The sequence below is a fragment of the Flavobacterium sp. KACC 22758 genome (genome assembly GCF_028736135.1).
GTDB classification, from domain to species: domain Bacteria; phylum Bacteroidota; class Bacteroidia; order Flavobacteriales; family Flavobacteriaceae; genus Flavobacterium; species Flavobacterium johnsoniae.
The window spans coordinates 1,118,594-1,140,509 of sequence record NZ_CP117878.1; the positions used below are offsets into that span (position 1 = coordinate 1,118,594).

18 protein-coding genes are annotated in these 21,916 nt (G+C 33.7%); 3 read left to right on the forward strand and 15 right to left on the reverse strand.

The window, feature by feature from the left end; translation table 11 throughout:
* Window positions 1-7: 7 nt before the first annotated feature.
* Window positions 8-1,384, reverse strand: coding sequence for a Kelch repeat-containing protein (locus PQ462_RS04895; protein WP_274252557.1), 1,377 nt, complete (start codon window positions 1,382-1,384; stop codon window positions 8-10).
* Window positions 1,385-1,625: 241 nt separating this feature from the next.
* Here PQ462_RS04895 and PQ462_RS04900 point away from each other — a divergent pair, with 241 nt between their 5' ends.
* Complete coding sequence (locus PQ462_RS04900) at window positions 1,626-2,777, forward strand: peptidoglycan endopeptidase (RefSeq protein WP_274252558.1); 1,152 nt, start codon at window positions 1,626-1,628, stop codon at window positions 2,775-2,777.
* On the opposite strand, the gene PQ462_RS04905 is transcribed toward PQ462_RS04900, so the two are convergent.
* The gene (locus tag PQ462_RS04905; protein ID WP_274252559.1) at window positions 2,769-3,170 is read right to left on the reverse strand and encodes a response regulator; all 402 of its coding nucleotides are present in this window, start codon (window positions 3,168-3,170) and stop codon (window positions 2,769-2,771) included. The two genes, PQ462_RS04900 and PQ462_RS04905, sit on opposite strands and share 9 nt — an antisense overlap.
* The gene (locus PQ462_RS04910) at window positions 3,160-4,593 is read right to left on the reverse strand and encodes a sensor histidine kinase (protein WP_274252560.1); all 1,434 of its coding nucleotides are present in this window, start codon (window positions 4,591-4,593) and stop codon (window positions 3,160-3,162) included. Before PQ462_RS04910 ends, PQ462_RS04905 begins: the two co-directional genes overlap by 11 nt.
* A 506-nt stretch (window positions 4,594-5,099) precedes the next feature.
* Here PQ462_RS04910 and PQ462_RS04915 point away from each other — a divergent pair.
* A complete protein-coding gene (locus tag PQ462_RS04915; RefSeq protein WP_274252561.1) occupies window positions 5,100-6,509 on the forward strand; it encodes an APC family permease in 1,410 nt (469 codons plus the stop codon).
* Between the two features lie 204 nt (window positions 6,510-6,713).
* On the opposite strand, the gene PQ462_RS04920 is transcribed toward PQ462_RS04915, so the two are convergent.
* From PQ462_RS04920 to PQ462_RS04945, 6 genes are all read right to left on the reverse strand, one after another.
* Window positions 6,714-7,175, reverse strand: a complete 462-nt coding sequence (locus PQ462_RS04920; protein ID WP_274253713.1) for a DUF1810 domain-containing protein — start codon at window positions 7,173-7,175, stop codon at window positions 6,714-6,716.
* A gap of 158 nt (window positions 7,176-7,333) precedes the next feature.
* Window positions 7,334-7,960, reverse strand: coding sequence for an alpha-ketoglutarate-dependent dioxygenase AlkB family protein (locus PQ462_RS04925; protein WP_274252562.1), 627 nt, complete (start codon window positions 7,958-7,960; stop codon window positions 7,334-7,336).
* A gap of 8 nt (window positions 7,961-7,968) precedes the next feature.
* A complete protein-coding gene (gene xth, locus PQ462_RS04930) occupies window positions 7,969-8,745 on the reverse strand; it encodes an exodeoxyribonuclease III (protein ID WP_274252563.1) in 777 nt (258 codons plus the stop codon).
* Window positions 8,746-8,795: 50 nt separating this feature from the next.
* Window positions 8,796-10,175 (reverse strand): exonuclease domain-containing protein, encoded by a 1,380-nt coding sequence (locus PQ462_RS04935; protein WP_274252564.1) that lies wholly within the window; start codon window positions 10,173-10,175, stop codon window positions 8,796-8,798.
* 70 nt (window positions 10,176-10,245) lie between these two features.
* Complete coding sequence (locus PQ462_RS04940; RefSeq protein ID WP_274252565.1) at window positions 10,246-11,505, reverse strand: Y-family DNA polymerase; 1,260 nt, start codon at window positions 11,503-11,505, stop codon at window positions 10,246-10,248.
* A 97-nt stretch (window positions 11,506-11,602) separates the two neighbouring features.
* Window positions 11,603-12,052: a LexA family protein gene (locus tag PQ462_RS04945; protein ID WP_012024039.1), complete on the reverse strand. Its 450-nt coding sequence runs from the start codon at window positions 12,050-12,052 to the stop codon at window positions 11,603-11,605.
* A gap of 98 nt (window positions 12,053-12,150) precedes the next feature.
* Between PQ462_RS04945 and PQ462_RS04950 the strand changes: the two genes are divergently transcribed.
* Window positions 12,151-12,924 carry an XRE family transcriptional regulator gene (locus PQ462_RS04950; protein ID WP_125722441.1) on the forward strand — a complete coding sequence of 258 codons (774 nt, stop codon included), beginning with the start codon at window positions 12,151-12,153 and terminating at the stop codon, window positions 12,922-12,924.
* A gap of 158 nt (window positions 12,925-13,082) precedes the next feature.
* Here the strand turns inward: PQ462_RS04950 and PQ462_RS04955 are convergent, their stop codons facing one another.
* The 6 genes from PQ462_RS04955 to kdpB form a co-directional block, all read right to left on the reverse strand.
* On the reverse strand, window positions 13,083-13,844 hold the full coding sequence (locus PQ462_RS04955; protein WP_274252566.1) for a phosphatase PAP2 family protein: 762 nt from the start codon (window positions 13,842-13,844) through the stop codon (window positions 13,083-13,085).
* Between the two features lie 340 nt (window positions 13,845-14,184).
* The gene (locus PQ462_RS04960) at window positions 14,185-15,900 is read right to left on the reverse strand and encodes a sensor histidine kinase (protein ID WP_274252567.1); all 1,716 of its coding nucleotides are present in this window, start codon (window positions 15,898-15,900) and stop codon (window positions 14,185-14,187) included.
* A gap of 251 nt (window positions 15,901-16,151) precedes the next feature.
* On the reverse strand, window positions 16,152-17,279 hold the full coding sequence (locus tag PQ462_RS04965; protein WP_274252568.1) for a sensor protein KdpD: 1,128 nt from the start codon (window positions 17,277-17,279) through the stop codon (window positions 16,152-16,154).
* 157 nt (window positions 17,280-17,436) lie between these two features.
* Entirely contained in the window at window positions 17,437-18,516 is a 1,080-nt protein-coding gene (locus tag PQ462_RS04970) for a porin (protein ID WP_274252569.1), read from the reverse strand.
* 448 nt (window positions 18,517-18,964) lie between these two features.
* Window positions 18,965-19,516, reverse strand: coding sequence for a K(+)-transporting ATPase subunit C (locus tag PQ462_RS04975; RefSeq protein ID WP_274252570.1), 552 nt, complete (start codon window positions 19,514-19,516; stop codon window positions 18,965-18,967).
* Window positions 19,517-19,635: 119 nt separating this feature from the next.
* Window positions 19,636-21,693, reverse strand: coding sequence for a potassium-transporting ATPase subunit KdpB (gene kdpB, locus PQ462_RS04980; protein ID WP_274252571.1), 2,058 nt, complete (start codon window positions 21,691-21,693; stop codon window positions 19,636-19,638).
* Between the last annotated feature and the right edge of the window lie 223 nt (window positions 21,694-21,916).

Here is a 21,916-nt window from a genome sequence, read left to right on the forward strand (position 1 = left end):
TATTTGATTAATTAATTTTGTCTGATTTGATTTTTAATGTTTTAATTCTATTTGGTTTTGTTGTTTGAAATTCATCAATTGAGACACTGTATGTGTTTGAAGAAGGAGTTTTAGAATAATCATTGTGTGTATAGCCGCCAATTATATAAAGTTTGTCATTGTAAAAATGCATAGAACAAGATTTTAAACCCAGATCAATTTTATATTCTTTCAGCTGTTTTGTTTTTAAGTGATAGGTGTAAAATATTGCATCTTCAAAAAAATAAATGATATTGTCATGATAAGTTATTGCTGGTCTTCCTAATCCTGAAAATAATTCACCTTCAATCAGCCATTTTTGTGTAATCAAATCAAAAGTTTCAATTTCAGGCAGAGGCTGGCTGTTATTTCCTCCAATAAGATATATTTTATCATTAAGCAGGATTCCTGTAGTTTCTTTTGCAGTTGGCATGTTGTCTAGTTCATACCAATAACCGGAAGTAATGTTGTACATATGTACTTTGTTGGTGAAAGTTTTTTTACCGCTTTCGGTCATTTTTATAGAACCGCCCATTATAATAATATTGTCTTTATAAGTAAACGAAGCAAAATCTGCAGCTTGATGCGGATTTGTATTGTCGACTTTTGTAGTTTGATTACTAAGGTTTAAAACTTCAATTTGATCTTGTAAATATTCAAATTTTCCATTTACAGAAATCCTTTTTCCTCCTAAAACATACACTGAGTTATCATATAAATGTGTATTGTGATATGCTCTTTTTATGAATTTTATGGGAGAATCTTCCCAAGTATCAGTTTTAATATTGTATGTAGAAAAATCTCCTTTGTAAAACAAAAAAGTTGAATTTCGACTTAATTCGTCTTGAAGATCTTTTAAAGTAGGCGCGGCTTTTTCTGCAGTAACTTTCTTCCATGAATCAGCTTCACGAGATCCATTCCCGCCTATAACATAAATTTTATCGTCCTTTAAAAACGATCCAAAAGAGAAGATAGGGAATTTTAAAGGAGCCAGTTTATTAAAGTTCAGCTTTGATTTTAATTTTAACTGATGATTGGCTGTAATTGTCAATTCAGATAAATTCTCGACTTCATTAACCAGAAAGATAATGAAATTTGCTTTCTTAAGGTCTTCTAGACGTACTTTTAGACTGGTAAATCCAATATGAGAGAATTCTAAAATTTCATCGTTTTTAAATTGTGGAAGCAGCTTTAAAGAAAATTTCCCATTCAGATCAGTTATTGTTCCTACTTTGCTTGACAAGGCAAATACATTGGTGTTTTCAATAGGAAAATTCTCTTTTTGAGAAAACACTTCGCCATTTATGTTTTGCGAAATAGAAAAAAAAGGAATGAAAATAAAAATCAAGAGTAATTTTTTTACCATTTTTTAGGTTTCAAATTTTGGATTTTTTGGAAAAAAAGAATGCTAAATGTAAAAAACTGCATTTCAAAAAGTTGGCTCAATTTTTATGCCGAGGTTGTTAATTTGAAGTAAATTAGTTGTTAAAAAACGTGGAAATTTTACTTTAAAAAGTTAAATTCGCCTTTTAGGCAATATATTTGTGCTTTTTGAGTTTCAAAATAGTGTCTAAACTTAAAAGGAGTAATAACTTTAATAGGTAAGTATGGTTTTTAGATTAATTATAGTATTGTTTTTTTTTAGTGTTGGTGTTTTTTCTCAGGAAAAATTTATCAAACATAAAATTTCAAAAGGAGAAAACCTTACTATAATTGCTAAAAAATATGGAGTAAAAGCAAAAGACATTCAAGAAGCGAATCCAAATGCTCCAAAAATTTTAAAACTAAATTCGGTTTTGTTGATCCCGAATAAAAATGTAAAGTCAGCTCAAAATTCTACACCATCAATAGCGAACAATACTTCTGTAAATACTACTGGTTCGCACGAAGTTTTACAAAAAGAAACACTTTGGGGAATATCTAAAAAATACAATGTTAGTGTTGATGATTTAAAAAAAGCAAATCCTGCGCTGGAAACAGAGGGACTGAAAATTGGACAGCAAATCGTTATTCCAGTAAATACAGCAGTAATTGCTGAAAATACAGCTCCGGAAACAGAAAAACCAGAAATCATTTCTTCTGCAGATGTTGACCTTGAGGTTAAAGTACAGCCAAAAGAAACAAAATACGCAATCGCAAAAAAATACGGAATAACGGTAAAAGAACTGGAACGTCAAAACCCTTCTATAAAAGCTAAACTTCCGGTTGGATATGTTTTGAAAATCAAAACAACAAAAGAGAAAGCAGATGCTGTAAATGTTTTAAATGAACCTAAGACATTATTAGACGAAAGTTTTGGTTCTGAGCCTCAAATTGCAGATAATAATACAGCAGTTAAAAAAGATTCTACATTTGTTTATAATGGAAATCATTCTGATTTAATCGACCAGATTATTGTAAGTGCGACTGAAAATATTGGAACCCGTTATCGTTCAGGCGGTACTACAAAATCAGGTTTTGACTGTTCAGGTTTAATGTTCTGCACTTTTGGAAATTTTGATATAAAACTGCCAAGAAGTTCAATCGAACAATCTCGTATAGGAACTAAAGTAGCTTCTGCAGAAGCGCAAAAAGGAGATTTGATTTTCTTTAAAACTAACGGCAGACGTCATATTAATCATGTAGGAATGGTAGTTGAAGCAGCTGACGGAGAAATTAAGTTTGTGCACTCATCAACACATGGCGGAGTTATGATTTCTTCTACAAAAGAACCTTATTATCAAAGAACTTTTTCTCAGGTAAACCGTATTTTAGAATAAGAAACTATTTAAAAATTGCTTTTTTAATTCTTCAACCGGAATAGGTTTGTTTAAAAAATCACAAACAAATTCATTTTTTCTAATTTGTTCTATTTCATCAGAATCTAAAGTTGAAGAAAGTACATAAATCTGAGTTTCCTTTTGAATTTCCATATTAAGCGTTTGAAATATATCTAAAAATTCAAAACCATTCATTATAGGCATTTGTATGTCTAATAAAATGACTAATCTCTGCTTTGCCTTTTTATTCTTTATAATCCATTGCAGACCTTCTAATCCATTATTGGCAATAGCAACTTGGTTTATATCAAGAATTTTTTTCAGTAATTGTTTTGTAACAAGCTGATCAATTAAATTGTCTTCAATTAATAATATAGTTGAGTTAAATTCCATAAGAAGTTGGGATAGCTACAATAAATTTACTTCCAATATTGTTTTCAGAAACAACAGAAATATTTCCTTTAATATTTTCGACAGCTTCTTTTACAATATAAAGACCTAATCCGGATCCTTTATTTTTGTTTGTTCCAAAGTACATTTCAAAAATATAATCTTTACAATCTTCTTTGATACCTATTCCGTTGTCAGAAACCTCAATTCTGTTAAAGCCGTCAGAAAGATAAGTCTTAATTGAAATAAACATTTCTTGTTTACTGTTGTCGGCATATTTAATTGCATTAGAAAGTAAGTTGCTGATAATGATTTTTAAACGCAGACCATCGCTCTGAATTTGATCTATCTCTAATTCTTGTTTAAAAGTAATTTTGCTTGCATTTTCAATGTGCATTAATTGCGAAATGGCTTCGTTGAAAATCTCCTTAAGGCTTACAGGTTCAATAACAATTTGTTTTCTTTTGTTTTTAGAATAATCAATAATATCACTTATAAATTGATCCTGCTTCGTTAAACTTTGATGCATTAATTTTAAATAGTCTTTTATTTGATCGATGTCATCTTCCAATTGTGTAATCTCAATCAGGCCTTTTAAAGATGTAATAGGAGATCTTAAGTCGTGAGAGGCGCTGTAAACAAAGCGGTCTAATTCATGATTAACTAAAGTTAGATCCTCATTTTTAACTTCAATTTCCTTTTTAGAAATAGTCAGACGTTTTACCATTATTGAATAATAGGAACAAACACTTAAAACGATTATTAAAATAAAAACGATGTTGGTGATTGTTAAAAGTGTTTTTATTTTTCGGGTTCCTTCTCCCAGAGTATTCGAGAAATTACGCTGATTAATAGTAAGCTTATCACTAATACGGCTGATTTGAAGAATGAATTTCTTTTGATCAGCTTCAGTCAATGAATTGTGTTCGATTTTTGCATTAATTTGAGTTCCAATTATAAAAAGTTCATCAATTAAATTATCTCCTTGTTCCCATTCGTGAATTGCTTTTGCCAGAAATGAAACTTTTTTAAAGTTTACAAACAGCCAGACAATATCATCTAAATCATCTTTATGATTACGGCCGGCTAAAAAACCTTTTCTTGCTACCTCATTATCGCCTGCCTTTAAAAGAGTTTTTCGGGCAATTCCATCGCCTTGAGGAACTTTTAATTCTTCTTTGTATAGTTTCCATTGATTTGGGTCTTTGTTGTAGAGATAAGTGATAAGATGACGTGAAGCATCTTTTTGCCCCTTAGAATAATGTGATTCTCCATTAACATAAGCCCTGTTGGCAGATAAAATTTTAATGGTGAAAAAATTAATGCAGATCAATAATGCACAAGAAATGAATACGATTAATATTAAAATAAACACATTCGGCAAACGGAGGCTTTGTAAAGAACGAACCTTATGCATGATTTTCATATTAGTAGGTTTAATATTAATGTTCTGCCTTATGTTTTGATTGTTTAGTTTATTCTTAAAATAATCTTGAGGCTGATTATTCAGAAGAAATTAAAATAAACAATTGTTAATAAAAAAATGTAAATTTTAAGACTAATGAAGTCTTTTACCAAATTTAGTAAAAAATACGAATCTTTTTACAAGACTTGTTATTTTGTTTCTTATTCTTATTTTTTAATTTAATTATTTGATTTTTAATATCTTATATTTTTTTGTTTTTTTTGGAATAAAAATATTGCAATTTTACTTAGGTTTTTTAAAATGAAATATGAAATTACTATTGATTTTTTGTTTAACAATAAAAAAGTTAAGTGGAAGATTTGTTTAATACTTTGAATATTAATATCTCTATTAATATGGGATAATTTTCTATTTATGATTTTTAATTTGAGAATTTCAAAATTTATAACAGAAAATTCAAATTTTGAGAAAAAAGTATATCTTTAACCAACCTAAAACCAAAAACAATGCAAGAAGAGAACCAAGAACATTTTAAAAGAGAACTCGGATTATTAGACGGAACCATGCTTGTGGTTGGTTCAATGATTGGATCTGGAATATTTATTGTAAGCGCCGATATAGCCAGACAGGTAGGATCTGCAGGATGGCTTACTTTAATTTGGCTGATATCAGGATTGATTACCATTATAGCAGCTGTCAGCTATGGAGAGTTGAGCGCCATGTTTCCAAAAGCCGGTGGGCAATATGTTTACTTAAAAGAAGCGTATAACAAGTTAATAGCTTTTTTGTACGGTTGGAGCTTTTTTGCAGTAATTCAAACCGGAACTATTGCGGCAGTGGGAGTAGCTTTCTCAAAATTTGCTGCTTATTTATACGAACCATTGAGTGATGAAAATATACTTTATGAAATAGGTTCATTTAAACTAAATGCTGCGCAGTTAGTATCGATATTCACTATTATTTTATTGACTTATATTAATAGCCGTGGTGTTAAAAACGGTAAAATTCTTCAAACTGTTCTTACGATTATTAAAATTTTATCATTATTGGGCTTAATTGTTTTCGGATTAACGCTTGCAGCAAAAGCTTCTGTTTGGGATGCGAACTGGGCCGATGCATGGAATACTCGTGCATTTGATAAAGAAAGCGGCTCATGGATGCCAATAGGAGGAACTGCATTAATAACCGGAATTTCAGCTGCAATGGTTGGATCTTTATTTTCGAGTGATGCCTGGAATGGTGTTACTTTTATTGCTGGAGAAATTAAAAATCCGCAGCGGAATGTTGGTTTAAGTTTGTTTCTGGGAACTTTTATTGTAACCATTATTTATGTTTTAACGAATATTATGTATTTAGCCGTAATTCCGTTAGAAGAAATTGCAACAGCAAAATCAGATCGTGTTGCCGTTGTAGCATCACAATATATTTTTGGAAATATAGGAACGCTGATTATTGCAATTATGATTATGATTTCGACTTTTGCCTGCAACAACGGATTAATTATGGCTGGAGCGAGAGTATATTATACAATGGCAAAGGATGGTTTATTCTTTAAAAAGGCAGCTGTTTTAAATGAATCAAGTGTTCCTGCATGGGCACTTTGGGCACAATGTTTTTGGGCTTCGGCTTTATGTCTTACAGGAAAATATGGTGATTTGTTAGACTTTGTAATTATCATTGTCTTGATTTTCTATATTTTAACGATATACGGAATCTTTATTTTGAGAAGAAAAATGCCAAATACCGAAAGACCTTATAAAGCTTTTGGATATCCATTTTTACCAATGCTTTATATAATAACAGCTGCAGCAATATGCGTTTCACTGCTTATTACAAAATTCTCAACCTGCGGATGGGGAGTGTTAATTATGCTGACAGGAATTCCGGTTTATTATTTTACTAAACCAAAAGAGTAAACTTTTATTTGATCTGAAATTTTTAATTTAAATTATAAAAAGCGTCTTTATATAAAGGCGCTTTTTTAGTACAAACAAATTTATAATCGAGAATCGGCGTTTTTTTGGGGTAGTCTAAAAAGCAGTAATTGTAATTTAATAGAATAAAAAAAGACACTGCTAAAACACAGTGTCTTTTGATATTAAATAATCTATTGAAATTTGTTATACAACAGCAGGTTCAACAGATGATTTTATAGATGAATTAATAATAGATATAGTAAGCGGATCAATTTCTCCGGAGAAAAAAGCATCCAGAACTTCCTGAAATATTGGATTTGCATTTTCTGTTAAAGAAAATAAAGTCATACACGAACGTAATTTACGGGCATCTAAATCTCCAAAAATTCCGTCAGCAGATTTCATTTTAAAGGTTAATAAAAGCTCTGATATTTCGATTAAATGTTTTCCTAAAATTGGATGTTCTAAATAATCAAAAGCTTCTTTTAAGTCATTAATGGCATATAGATTGGCAGTATCGCTTTTTCCCAAACCTTTTATTTGAGGAAAAATAAACCACATCCAGTGCGTTTCTTTTTTTCCTTTGCTGATTTCAGAAAGAGCAGTAAGATAAAGTTTGTTCTGCGCATCTAAGAAGCGCGCTAAATCATTGTTTGAATAAGCCATTACGGTATTATATTTTAAAAAAGGGTTGCAAAAGTAGTAAAAAAGAAGGGCTCTGCCTAATAAAACGTTCATACAATCAGTATTTTAACTTTTTTCGACAGAATTTTCCTCATCGTTGCAGCGTTAAAAAAACGGCGTTGTTTTTCGTTATTAATAAATTACACATTTCTGTGTGTTTGTCTAAAAGTTAAATTTATTCTTGGTAAAACATTTCGTGCTGTTTTGGGAACTTGATGCTGCCAAAAGCTGTTCGTAGTTCCGGCCATCAGTAAAAAAGAACCATGATGTAACGGAATTTCGACCTGCGGAATTTCTTTACTGTATTTATGGCGCAGCCTGAACATTCTAGTTTCTCCAAAAGTCACCGAAGCAATAATTGGGTTTGGTCCCGTATTATGTTCTTTATCGCTGTGCCAACCTACGCCATCATTTCCATCTCTGTACAAATTAAGCAGTACAGTATTAAAATCCTGCTGTGTTTCTTTTTCTACACGTCCTCTAATAGTCAGCAATTCATAATTCCAGTCAGGACCTTTTAGATCTGCTCCCGGATTATCTTTATCTTCATACCAGGCAATCATTCTGGGAACAGTATAGGTTTTATCATAAATTTCCATTTCGTATTCTCTCCATTTCGTTTTGCGAAGCAGCCTTTCATAAAAACGATCAGATTCTTCTTTTGTGAAGAAATTATCAATTAAAATCAATTCAGAATCAGGAATGTCAAATACTTTTTTTCCTGCCAAACCTGTGGTAAATAATTCGGTGTCGTTAAATAGTGTCATTATTCCATTTATTTTTTGTCAATTTGAATCCATACAGGTGCATGATCGCTTGTTTTTTCCCAGCCTCGCACATGACGATCAACACCGCCGGAATGCAATGCTGATGCTATTTGCGGGCTTAATAAAAAATGATCGATTCTAAGACCTGCATTTCGCAGATAAGCATTTCTGAAATAATCCCAGAAGGTGTAAATTTTCTCATCAGGATACAATGTTCTAATCGCATCTGTCCATCCTTGTGAAACTATAGCTGTAAATGCTTTTCTAATTTCTGGTTTGAAAAGCGCATCATTTATCCATTTTTCAGGTTTATAGACATCCAGCTCTGTTGGCATCACATTATAATCACCTATTAATAGTACAGGAACTTTTAAGGATAATAATATTGCTGCACGCTCAGCCAGGCGATCAAACCATTTCAATTTATATTCAAATTTTGGTCCCGGCACTGGATTTCCGTTTGGGAGATAAAGACACGCAATCACAATTCCGTCAATTAAAGCTTCAATATAACGGCTTTGAACATCTTCGTCATCACCCGGAAGTGTACGGGTTATTTCTTCTATTTTCATATTTCGGGCAAGAATAGCAACACCGTTCCATTGTTTTTGTCCGTGCCAGACGGCATTGTAACCTGCATCATTAATAGCCTTAATAGGAAAGTTATCCTGAGGTGCTTTTAATTCCTGTAAACACACAATATCCGGAGCTGCTTCATCCAGCCATCGAAGTAATACATTTAACCTTCCGTTGATTCCGTTTACGTTATAAGTTGCTATTTTCATAGTACATTTAATTTTAAAATCTATATTAAATTTACTGATTATTTATGTTCTTATTTTATAAACTGCTTGTTAAAGAATACTTTACCAGGATGTTTTTCTGCGTAAGTAAAAATTAAATGTTCTATATACTGATTACTTTTATATTGTGTTACATAACTTTTTACTTCATCATAATCGTTAATGGCGATATCTCTGGGTATGTAGCCCATTCCGTGAAAATGCCCATTTTCAACCCAGACACAGCTTCGTTCGTCAGCAGATCTTCCTTTATCGATAATCGCAAAACTGGGTCTGTTGTTCAGTAAATAATCAATTGCATTATCTACTTGTTCGTTATGAAGCAGAACATCAGGCAGGCTTCTTACATCATTATTTTGAAATAATTCTCCTTCTTCCGGTCTTGTATATTTACAAAATCTATGATCAATTTCGAACTGTTCTGCCAGACTGCGCAGTAAATTGATACCGTCATACTGTGTATTAAATTCATGAATGCAGATTTGAAATTTACTCACTTTTCCAATAGCGAGATATTTATAACCATTTCTGGCTTCGTATTGATAAATGCCAAATTTAGCCTCAAAACGTTTTAAAGCTCTGTTGTAAGTAGGCCAGAGTTTTTTGATTTCGGTGCATTCTAAAAGAAGCGCCATTAATTCAGTTGCGCAGATCTCAAAAGAAATTCCGTAAATGTCTCTTAAAAAATGTTGTCTTTGCGGGTTGATATTATTGCCTGTAAAATGCGATGTAACACGTTTTTTTAAATTAACAGCTTTTCCAACATAAATTACTTTTTTTGCCTGATTATAAAAATAATAGATTCCCGGTTTTTCAGGTAAATTATTAAAATCATCAGGAGGAAGGTTAGGAGGTAAGCGCTGATCTTGTGCCGTTTTCTTGATCATTTTTTCGATTTCTCCAGCATCATCCCATTCTAACAAAAGCGAAAATAATATGGCTGTTGCATCTGCGTCTCCTCCGGCACGGTGTCTGTTTTCTAAAGATATATTTAAAGAGTTACAAAGATTTCCTAAACTGTATGAACCTAAACCCGGTTTGATTTTTCTGGCGGCGCGAACTGTACAAAGTTTTTTTGCCGACCATTTGAAACCTGCCTGTTCCAGCTGATGATGAACAAATGAATAATCGAAGTTAACATTATGCGCTACAAAAATGCGGTCTGTAAGCATTTCGAGAACTTTCTCAGAAATATCATCAAAGATTGGTGCATTAGCCACCATTTCGTTATTTATACCTGTTAATCCAAAAATAGAAGGAGGTATGTCCTGTTCAGGATTTACCAGTGTTTCATAACGATCCAGCACATTTTTACCATCATGAATAATAATGGCAATTTCTGTTATACGGCTTCCACTGGCATTTCCTCCTGTGGTTTCAATATCGACTATGGCATATTCCTGATTCTTCATTTCTATATAACGTAAAATCGATTGGTTTTCTGTTGTTTATTAAAATTTTAAATCTGTAATAATTTGCTTTTTAGGCTTTAACAGTAATAACGTCTTTAAGTGAGGTAGAAAACTTAGGAGATAATCTGTTTTGTTTCATTTTCCATTGTCTTCCAAGAGACTGCACACCAAATTTAATTTTATTATTACCATAATTTTGGTTCATTTTGTCGATAACACTCATTAAAGGCTGGTGTTTAGGATTTGAAGTTTCAAATAAATTAAGCTGTGTTTCGCTGTTTGGCGTTAAGCCCATTACAATTACGCCTGCTTTTTTATAGCGATAACCCTTTTTAAAAATAGCTTTAAATCCTTTTTGAGCTGCAGCATTAAGTTCTATCGTAGAATTAGTTGGGAAATCTGTTGTAATCGTAATGCTTCTCGAATAGTGTGATTCTTCGTTTTTTATAAAACTCGTTTGGATAAAAACAGTGACCATATTACAATGACAATTTTGTCGTCTTAATTTCTCAGCACATGAGGCTGTAAATGTGCTGATTCGCTCTGATATTTCTTCATAAGAAGTATATCTTTTTTCGAAAGACCTTGTTGTAGCGATCATTTTACGATCTGCAGCTTCTTCTAAGTCTAAAGTTGGTTTGCCTTCTAATTCATGCTTTAACCGAAGCCCGACTACTGACATTTCTTTTCTCACCCATGCATCTGGAAGCTGAGTAAATTCATAAGCGGTATTAATTTTTTTTGCTTTAAGACGTTTCGCGTGTTTTCTTCCAATTCCCCAGACATCTTCAATTTTCGACCATTTTAAGGCTTTAACTCTTTTTTCTTCAGAATCAATACAATGAACATTTTGTGTGCGATCTGCAAATTTTCGGGCAATTTTATTCGCCATTTTAGCCAGAGCCTTAGTAGAAGCAAAACCAATGCTGACAGGAATGCCTGTTCCTTGTGTGACTTCTTTACGCATTTTTAAACCCAAGGCATTCATATCAAATAAATCGTAGCCTGAAAATTTCAAGAAAGCTTCATCGATACTGTAGATTTCGATTTCAGGGGTATAAGTTCTAAGCAGGTTCATTACCCGATTGCTCATATCGCCGTATAACGGATAATTAGAAGAATAAACAAAAATGTTTTTTTCTTTAAAAACAGATTCGTACTTAAAAGCGGGAATAGCCATTGGTATGCCCAAAGCTTTAGCTTCATCAGACCGCGAAATAACACAGCCGTCATTATTAGAGAGAATAACTATAGGTTTTTCTCTTAAATGCGGTTCAAATACCCTTTGGCAGGAAGCATAAAAATTATTACAATCGACTAAAGCAAACATTTTAAATTTGTTTTCTATTTCTGTTTTGTCACCCTGAGCGAAGTCGAAGGGTTTTATCGTATAAAAGGTCTTCAACTTAGCTCAGACTAACAATAACTTAAAAAGTTTTGATACTATGAGTTACAATTCCCCAGATCACGAAATTATTTTCTGGAGTCACTTTTATTGGTTTATAATCTTCATTTTCGGCAATAAGCCAGATAATGTCTTTTTCTATTTTAATGCGTTTTACCGTAAATTCACCATCAATTTGACACACAGCAATTTTATTGTTTTGCGGTTCCAGACTTTTATCAATAATTAATAAATCACCATCATGAATGCCGGCATTTTTCATAGAATACCCTTTTACCCTGGCAAAATAAGTAGTGTATTTATGTTTGATGAGTTCTTTATTGAGATCAATCGATAATTCGATAAAGTCATCAGCAGGCGAAGGAAACCCCGCACTGATTCCAACATCAAAAAAAGGTACTTTTACTTCCGTGCTTGTATCCGGGATATAAAATTCTATTGATTTTGTGGTATTTATATTTCTCAGATTCATAATCACTTCAGAAACTTAATTTTTTACATTTACAAAATTAGTACAGACAGCAACATTTTTTCATATATTTGCTGTTCCAAATTATAACAAAATTAATTATGTCCTTATTTTCAGACAACATCAGAGCATTAAGGGTGAAGCATAAAATATCGCAGGAGAAATTAGCTGAAAACCTTAGTATTACCAGAGGAAGATACGTGAAATACGAAGATGGAACTTCGGAAGCACCGTATGACATTTTAAAGAAAATTGCGTTGTATTTTCATATGAGTATTGACTTGATATTATCTGTCGATATACGCAAAATTGATGTACAGAATTTGATAAAGCTGGAAGGTAACCGACTTATTCTTCCTATTCAGGTTGATAGTTTTGGAGAAAATTTTATCGAAATCGTATCTCAAAAAGCAAAAGCAGGTTATTTAAACGGATATGCTGATCCAGAATATATTGAAAGTTTACAGCAGATTACACTTCCGTTTTTAGGACCTGGCAAACATCGCGGATTTCCCGTTGAAGGCGATTCAATGCCTCCACACGAAGATGGTTCTATTATTATTGGCCGTTATGTAGAAAAACTGGGAGAGGTTATGGATGGCAAAACCTATATTCTTATTACTAAGAATGAAGGAATGGTATATAAGCGTCTCAATAAAAACAAAAAGAATGCCTTGGTTTTAGAATCGGATAATAGTTTTTATCCAAATTATGAAGTGAAAGCTTCTGATATTTTGGAGATTTGGGAATACGAATGTAATATAGGCCGTTCTGATAAGAAACAAGAAATAACAGAAACCGGAGCAATGAAAGATTTGCTTTTAGAATTGAAAAGGGAAGTTAGAGAGATTAAGAATAATACTTCGAATGCTTAGTTTATAGCCACAGATTTCACAGATTAAAAGGATTTTTGAATGGCTTTGTGGAAATTTTTTCGCTGCGAATTCACAAATTTTGATTTAAAATAATTCGTGAATTCGTGGCGAAAAAAAAATAATCTTTTTAATCTGTGAAATCTGTGGCGAAAAAAAAACTAAAAAACCTTCACAAATCCCAATCCATATTGCTGCCCGTTATAAAAAGGCATTATCATAGAGGTAGATTTATTTTCGGCTGATGACTTAAACAGTTTCTTGGTAATATATGGATTGACCCAATAGGCAATTTTCGTACTCAAAATTCCAATTCCAGCTCCGGCAGCGACGTCTGTCAGCCAATGGCGGTTATTGTAAATTCTGAAAAGCCCAGTTCCTGTTGCAACAGCATAACCTGCAATTCCGTACCAAATCGATTTGTCTTTGTATTCTTGGTATAAAAATTCAGCACCCATAAAGGCAGTTGCAGTATGCCCGGAAGGAAAAGAGTTATTCGAACTTCCGTCAGGTCTTTCTACATGCGAAATCGATTTTAAACCCAAAACCGTTGTAGCCATAATTGCATACGAAGTCACAAGGATTACAGAACGGTCGCGCATATTATTCTTGCCTTTTACGCCAAAAGCATTCAATGCATATACTGATGCAGCAGGAGCATATTGAGAAAAATCATCAATTGTAATTTTCTCGTCAATGTCTTCAGTTACTTCATCTTTAATCTGGTGATTAAAACTCAAAAGCTGATCACTTTTTAAACCAATTACACCATAACCAATTAATACACCCGGAATAATTAATTGTTTGTAATTGAATTTTAAATTATGAGAAGTACTGTCAATTTTTGTGATCGAATCATTTTGCTGTGCATTCGCAGAAAATAATACGAATAAAAATACAAGGGAAATCGTTTTGTGGAACATTGTTTTTGTCGTTTATATTTTGCAATAGTAACGAATGTTTAACGCTGTTATTTTGGTCTTAATAGAACCTTAAGCTAACTTTAATTTGTTGGTTTTAAATGAGGTAGTTGGATTAAGATTGGCTTATTTTTATTTTATTCAGATTGATGATTTTAAGTAAATAAGTCCCAGCGGGACGATATATTTATAGAAAATTTATTAGGCGTGTTTTTTAAGCCCCAGCGGGGTGAAATATGTCGCTCCGCTGGAGCTTATTATCAACGTGAATCAAATTAGCTGTAAATATCTCGCTTCTCCGAAGCTTTTTTAATATTTTTTCTTTTAATAATTCACAATTCTTCTAAACCTTCAGCGAAAACCAAAACGTACTTCCTAATCCCAAATTACTCTCAACACCAACACTTCCATTTTGAGCTTCAATAAATTCTTTGCTAATCGCCAAACCTAATCCCGTTCCAGATTTTTGACTGCCCGGAACTTGAAAATATTTATCAAAAACCTTGTCTTTATATCTTGTATCAATTCCTTTTCCGGTATCAATAACCTGAAAAACCATCTGATTATTTTCTTCTTTTAATTTAATGAGAATCGTGCTTTTTTCAGACGAATATCTAATGGCATTCGATAGATAATTAATCAAAACCCAGCCTGTTTTTTCGGCATCGGCTTTTACATTTTTGAGATTTTCATTGGCATCAATAACTAACTGAATCTGTTTTTGATCTGCCTGAACTTTTACAGCTTCTACAGCATATTTCACAATTTCGTGCGGATTGCTTTTTCCAATATTCAGCTGAATGTTTCCAGTTTCCAGTTGCGATAAATTTAATAACTCTCCTGTAATTTTCAACAAACGCTGACTGTCATCTTTTATACTTTCAACCAATTGTTTTTGGTCGTCGTTCATATCACCCGTTTTTTCATTTTCAAGCAATTGAAGACTTAATTTTATAGAAGCAATAGGCGTTTTTAATTCATGAGAAACAGTTGCAATGAAATTGGTTTTAGCAAAATCCAATTCTTTAAAAAGCGTAATATTTCTCAGAATAATCACATCACCAATATTAATTTCTTTTTCTTCTCCAGTTGGTGTTATCGTGATATTGTGAATTTCTTTTTCGAAATAACTTTCTTTTCCGTGAGCAAAAATTTTGAGAGCCTGTTTTTTAGGAGTTTCACTTTCTTTCAGAATTAAAGAACGAATTAAATCATTAGAAATGGCTAGTTCAGAAGCTGGTTTTCCAATAATATCTTCAGATTTTAGACCAATAATTTTCAATGCTTCATCATTCACAAACAAAACAATTCCTTCGTTGTCCAAACCAATAATAGGATCGTTCATATTATTGATCAGGGTTTCCAGTCGTTTCTTTTCAAAAAGAAGTTTATAAACATTGCTGTCATGATATTCTTCAAGTTTTTGCGCCATGGTATTGAATGATTTTGCAAGATCTCCAAATTCGCTATGACTCGTAAAATGAACACGTTCTGAATAGTTTTTATTGGCAATTTCCTTAATACTCTGCGTTAATTCTCTAATAGGATTCGCAATATTATTGGGCAGATTAACCAATAAATTAAAAGCAATCAGAAAGCATAAAGTTCCCACGATGGCAATCGACAAATTGGCCGTTTCAGCCGAGTGTTTGGCGATATCGCTTTTCTGTTTTATGGCGTCAAGATTCAGTTTCATAATCGCAAAAATATCCTGACGAATCTGAGCTTTTATATATTCATCGGCATTATTTTTATCTAAAAGGGCAAAGCTGGCTTTCAGTTTTTCGGTGGCTTGCTTTTCGCCTGGTTCTGTAATATTTTGAGTCTGCTTTTTGAGATTTTCTTCAAAATTCTGAATCGTTTCTTTTGAATCCGATTTGATTCCGTCCAAAGCAAAAATCATATTTCGGGAATATTCCAACGTATTGTAATTGGATTTCAGAATATTCTCGGTGTCTTGCTTAATCAAAAAAACAGAATAAGCACTCACTAACGAGAGAATGATAATCATTAAAAATAACAATCCAACACCCAGATTCAATTTGGTTTTAATTCTCATTTTATAAAACATTTAATTTTTTTTGAACCATATAAGTTATATAAGTTCATTTAAAAACTGTGCTTAAAATTTAACCGCAAAGAGCGCTAAGGTTTCGCAAAGCACGCAAAGATTAAAGTAAAAGCTTTGCGTCCTTGTGTCTTCGAGCAAAAAACTCTAGCGAACTTTGCGTAAATCACTGCGCTCTTTGCGGTTAAAATTCAACGTCCCGCATTAAATGAACTTATATAACTTATATGGTTTAAAAACTTTTAAGACAGAATAACAAGATCAACATTTGATAAAGACAGCTTGTTTAGCAAACGTCTGAAAATTGTTGTAGACAAAATTACTTTAAATAAATTCAAATGCGGTTTTCCGATGCACACAGTTGTAATTTGTTTTTCCTCGACAGTTGTCAAAATAGCATTAGCAATATTCGAATTTTCGAGTTTAATAACTTCGGCTCCTAGTTGCACGGCAAGTTTAAAGTTATTAATTAAATGTCTTTGTTTGTCTAAAGCAATTTTATTACTGCTTTCCTGCGGAGTTTCGACATACAAAACATACCAGCTTCCGTTATAATAGCTTGCCAAGCGAGCTGCTTTTCTAATTACAATTTTGGCCGTTTTATCATTACTGCTAATACAGGCCAAAAGTTTCTCATGTCGTAAAGCATGAAGATTCGGAACTTCATTTTCAACTTTTCGAACGACTTGACTCGCTACTTCTTTCAAAGCCAATTCTCGAAGTTGTAAAATCTGTTCCGATTTAAAAAAGTTCGTTAAAGCCGTCTGAATTTTATCCGCAGTATAAATTTTTCCTTCTTTCAAACGCGCAATCAAATCTTCTGATGTTAAATCGATATTCACGACTTCATCTGCTAATCGTAAAACATTGTCCGGAATACGTTCCTGAACATCAATGTTTGTAATTCTTTTTACGTCTTCATTTAAACTCTCAATATGCTGAATATTAACCGCCGAAATTACATTTATTCCAGCTTCCAGAATTTCTAAAACATCCTGCCAGCGTTTTTCATTTTTGCTTCCTTCAACGTTCGTATGTGCCAATTCATCAACAATAACCACTTCAGGACGAAGATTGATAATCGCCTGAACATCGAGTTCTTCTAATTCTTTTCCTTTATAGAAAATGGTCCGTCTCGGAATTATTGGTAAACCAGCTAATAATTCATGCGTTTCCTTTCGCATATGCGTTTCAATGTAGCCAATTTTGACATCGATTCCGTTTTTTAATAACGAATGCGCTTCCTGCAGCATACGGAAAGTCTTGCCCACACCGGCACTCATTCCAATGTAGATTTTAAACTTCCCCTTTCGTGATTTCTGAATTAAATCGAGAAAATGCTGTGCGTTATTTTCGTTTTCTTCTTTCATGTTTTTTTGCCACGAAGGCGCTAAGTCACAAAGTTTTTATTTTTTTTTAACCACAAATTCACGAATTTTTATTTAAAATAATTCGTGAATTCGTGGCGAATAAATTAGCACAAAAAAATCCTTTTAATCTGTGTAATCTGTGGCAAGAAATATTCTTCTAAAAACTAATCGCCAGCGAAGTTGTCACGAACGTATTCGTATCCGTTGGAAGATTGTCTTTATTGGTGAAGATTTCGTCTTTACTCGAAAGATTTCTTGCTTCAATTCTAAACATAACATTATCAGTAACTAAGTAATCAAAGTTAGCTGAAAATCCATAAGTTTTAAAACCATTTGGCGTTTCAGTCGCGATAATTACACCCTTTTCATCACTATAATATTCACCGCGTACTGCAAGCTGAATCTTGTCAACTGGCTTGTATTGCAGAATCAAAACTGGCGAAAACCAGGTATCATATTTATTACTTCCTTTTGCCGACTGCTGAGATCCAACATCAAAACCAGCTGTAATATTTGTCTTTTCCGTAACCTTAAATTGTCCGTAAAAGTTGTTGAAATAACGCCATTTTTTATCAATATCCGGCTGTTCATTTCCAACATAAGTACTCCAGTTCAAAGCAACCCTATCAGAAGGTTTGTAGGTAACTTGCGTTCCAAAAGCAGGGGTTTGATTCCCATCGATTTTCTGAATTCTCTGCCAACCGTTCAAATACATCGCTGCCAAGTACCATTTTCCAGATTCAGAAGTATAACCAATTTTGACTCCCGCTTCATAATAAGGAGAATTCTCAGCCATAATACTTCTTGTTAAAGTCTGGCAGTCTTTTCCAATTGCACTTTCAAATCCAATATGCGAAGGCATGATTCCCGCATCAACCCATAAATTATGGTTTTTCGAAATCTTTACACCAACATTTGCCTCGTAGATATTTTTCAGCAAACCTTGTTCTGCCGACATGTTATACTCGGCATAAGTTCCCGCCATCAAGGCAAAATTCCCTCGAATATTTTCTTTCGAATAATTCACTTTCGCCATTCCCAAATTCAGGTTTACCTCGTTGCTTTTATTATAACTGTAAAAAAAGTTTGGCCGAGTATGATTTTCAGGTTTCCCGAAATCATAACTGTAATAAGCGTCTACATATCCTGAAAATGTCAGCGGACTTTTAGATTCTTCTTGTGCTTGTAAATTGCTATAACCAAAAGCGATTAAAGCGGTAAGTATTATTTTTTTCATTTTTGTGGTATTCTATTATTTATTAGTAGATTTTTTAGGAGCTAATCCCGCTATCCGTTTCAATCTTTTCCTGGCTAAAGAAGCCAGAAAAAGGATTTCCACTACTATCGGGGCTAGGGCATTTGGGGAAAAAAGGTGTTTTGTATTATAATATTTTCATATCCTAACAGGTTTCCAAAACCTGTTAGGTATTATTGTAAGTTTAGTTTTTCGATTCCAACTCTCGCCACAGTTTGTCATTGCGAGGAAGGAAAAATCTTCGTAAGTAACTCCGTAAAGTAAATCGATAATCTTTGTCGAGCTACTTGTGGAGATCCCTCGTTCCTCGGGATGACAAACGGTGTGGTTACTCGGTTTATAATACCTAACAGGTTTCTAAAACCTGTTAGGAGAAAAACCTTAGTCCCGATAGCTATCAGGATAGCGACTCAGAACCTCAGAACCTTTTCTAGCGTAGCTGATCCAAAGCCACATTCAATTCCAGAACATTCACAGTTTCAGGACCAACAACAGCAGTATTAATTTTAGATTCCACCAAAGATTTTACTTTCGCTTCGTCCAGTTTTCTTTCTTTAGCAATTCGTTTAACCTGAATCAGCGCCCCTTGCGGAGAAACATTCGGATCTAAACCGCTTCCAGAAGCCGTAACCATATCAGCAGGAATATCAGATTTTTTCAAGTACGGATGAACCAATAAAAGCGTATCAATTCTTTTTTGAACCAAAGCCAGATATTCGGCGTTGCTTGGACCTTTGTTGCTTCCGGCACTTCCTGCAGCATTATAATCAACAGCCGAAGGTCTTCCCCAGAAATAATTCGACTTATCGAATTTTTGACCAATTTTTTGATAACCAACCACTTTTCCGTTAACCGAAATTGTTTCTCCTTTTCCTTGATTTGGAGCCAATTGTGCGATTCCGTAAATCGCTAAAGGATAAATAACTGCGAATAAGATTAATGTAACCGCAGTAAGTTTTATTATAGAAAATAGATTTTTCATTTCTTTTGAGATTCTAAGACTCTAAGATGCTAAGGTTCTAAGTTTTTTTCTTAGAAGCTTAAGGAATCCAAAGTCTATGTTTTTAATTTGAGTTTTTGTAAACCTGTCAGGTTTAATTTTTACATGAAGAGTGCAACAATCACATCAATCAATTTGATTCCAATAAAAGGAACAATTAATCCGCCAAGACCATAAATTAAAAGGTTTCTTTTTAAGATCGCACTAGCCCCAATTGGACGGTAATCAACACCTTTCAGCGCAAGCGGAATCAAAATTGGAATGATAACCGCGTTGAAAATTACAGCCGATAAAATGGCACTTTCAGGACTATGCAAATGCATAATATTCAAACCTTGCAGTGCAGGAATCGCAGTAATAAAAAGAGCAGGAACAATAGCAAAATATTTCGCAACGTCATTTGCAATAGAAAAAGTAGTTAAAGTACCTCGAGTCATTAAAAGCTGTTTTCCAATTTCAACAATCTCGATTAGTTTCGTTGGGTCATTGTCAAGATCGACCATGTTTCCTGCTTCTTTTGCAGCTTGAGTTCCGCTGTTCATGGCAACTCCAACATTCGCCTGAGCAAGGGCAGGAGCATCATTTGTTCCGTCACCCATCATGGCTACTAGTCGTCCTTCGGCTTGTTCTTTTCTGATGTAATTCATTTTATCCTCAGGTTTAGCTTCGGCAATAAAATCATCAACACCAGCAGCTTCGGCAATAAATTTAGCTGTAAGCGGATTGTCACCTGTAACCATAACCGTTTTGATTCCCATTCTGCGTAAACGCTCAAAACGCTCTTTCATTCCGGTTTTTATAATATCCTGAAGTTCGATAACACCTTGAACTTCATTGTTTTTGATTACTACTAATGGCGTCCCTCCGTTAGACGAAATAGAAATTACTTGTTGTGCAGTATCTTCAGGGAAAGAATTTCCGGCTTGTTGCGCAATATTTTTTGCAGCGTCTTGTGCACCTTTTCTAATATTGGTTCCGTCTTTTAATACGACTCCGGAAGTTCTGGTTTCGGCAGTAAATTTTATTGTGTGTGAAATATCTGAAGTAGTTTGTAAAAAGCTCGCTTTTGTTTCATTTTTCACATCTAACATTTCACTTAACTCGAGAATACTTTTCCCTTCCGGAGTATCATCTGCAAGCGAACTCAAAACAGCAGATTTCACAAAGTCATCAAAAGAAATTCCTTTTGTTGGATAAAAATTGGTTGCTTTTCTGTTTCCAATGGTGATGGTTCCTGTTTTATCCAAAAGCAGTACATCAATATCCCCAGCAGTTTCAACCGCTTTACCAGATTTTGTAATTACGTTAGCTCGCAACGCTCTGTCCATTCCCGCAATACCAATTGCAGAAAGCAAACCACCAATTGTAGTTGGAATCAAACACACAAACAAAGCAATGAAAGCCGCAATCGTGATGGGTGCGTTGGCATAGTCGGCAAACGGTTTTAGCGTAACGCACACAATCACGAAGATTAAAGTAAATGCGGCTAATAAAATGGTTAAGGCAATTTCGTTTGGTGTTTTCTGACGGCTCGCACCTTCAACCAAAGCAATCATTTTATCTAAAAAGCTTTCGCCAGGTTCAGAAGTCACTCTTACTTTGATTTTATCAGATAATACTTTTGTTCCTCCGGTAACCGAAGATTTATCTCCGCCAGATTCCCTGATTACAGGAGCACTTTCTCCGGTAATGGCACTTTCATCAATGGTAGCCAGACCTTCGATAATCTCACCATCGGCAGCAATTAAATCACCGGCTTCACAAACGAATATATCGTCTTTTTTTAATGCCGAAGAACTAATGTTTCTAATTTCTCCGTTAGGTAAAATTTGTTTTGCAGGAGTTTCTTCTCTTGTTTTTCTTAAACTGTCGGCTTGTGCTTTTCCTCTTGCTTCGGCAATAGCTTCGGCGAAATTGGCAAATAAAAGCGTTGCCAGTAAAATTAAAAATACAATTAGGTTATAAGTAAAACTTCCCTGATCATTTGCACCCATTAATATTGAAATGCAGACAGCAAACATAATAGCTGTTCCAATTTCTACGGTAAACATTACCGGATTTTTGATCATCATTTTTGGGTTCAGCTTGACAAAAGACTGCGCTAAGGCTTCTTTTACCTGTTTACTTTCAAACAATGATGTGGATTTATTAGTTGTCATTTTCTTGTAAAAAGTTAAATGTTATTTGTTAAATGTTGTGTGCTAAAAACACATGGATTATAGAACATAGCCAGCGGTTTCAACCGCTGGGACGCAACGTATATCACAATCTTTGTCCCTGCAATTCGTTTCCCGTGGTTGAAACCACGGGCTATATTGAAATACGAATGATAAAATCGTTATTCTAACTATGTGTGAAAACGAGTTTTCTTTTTATTCTTTT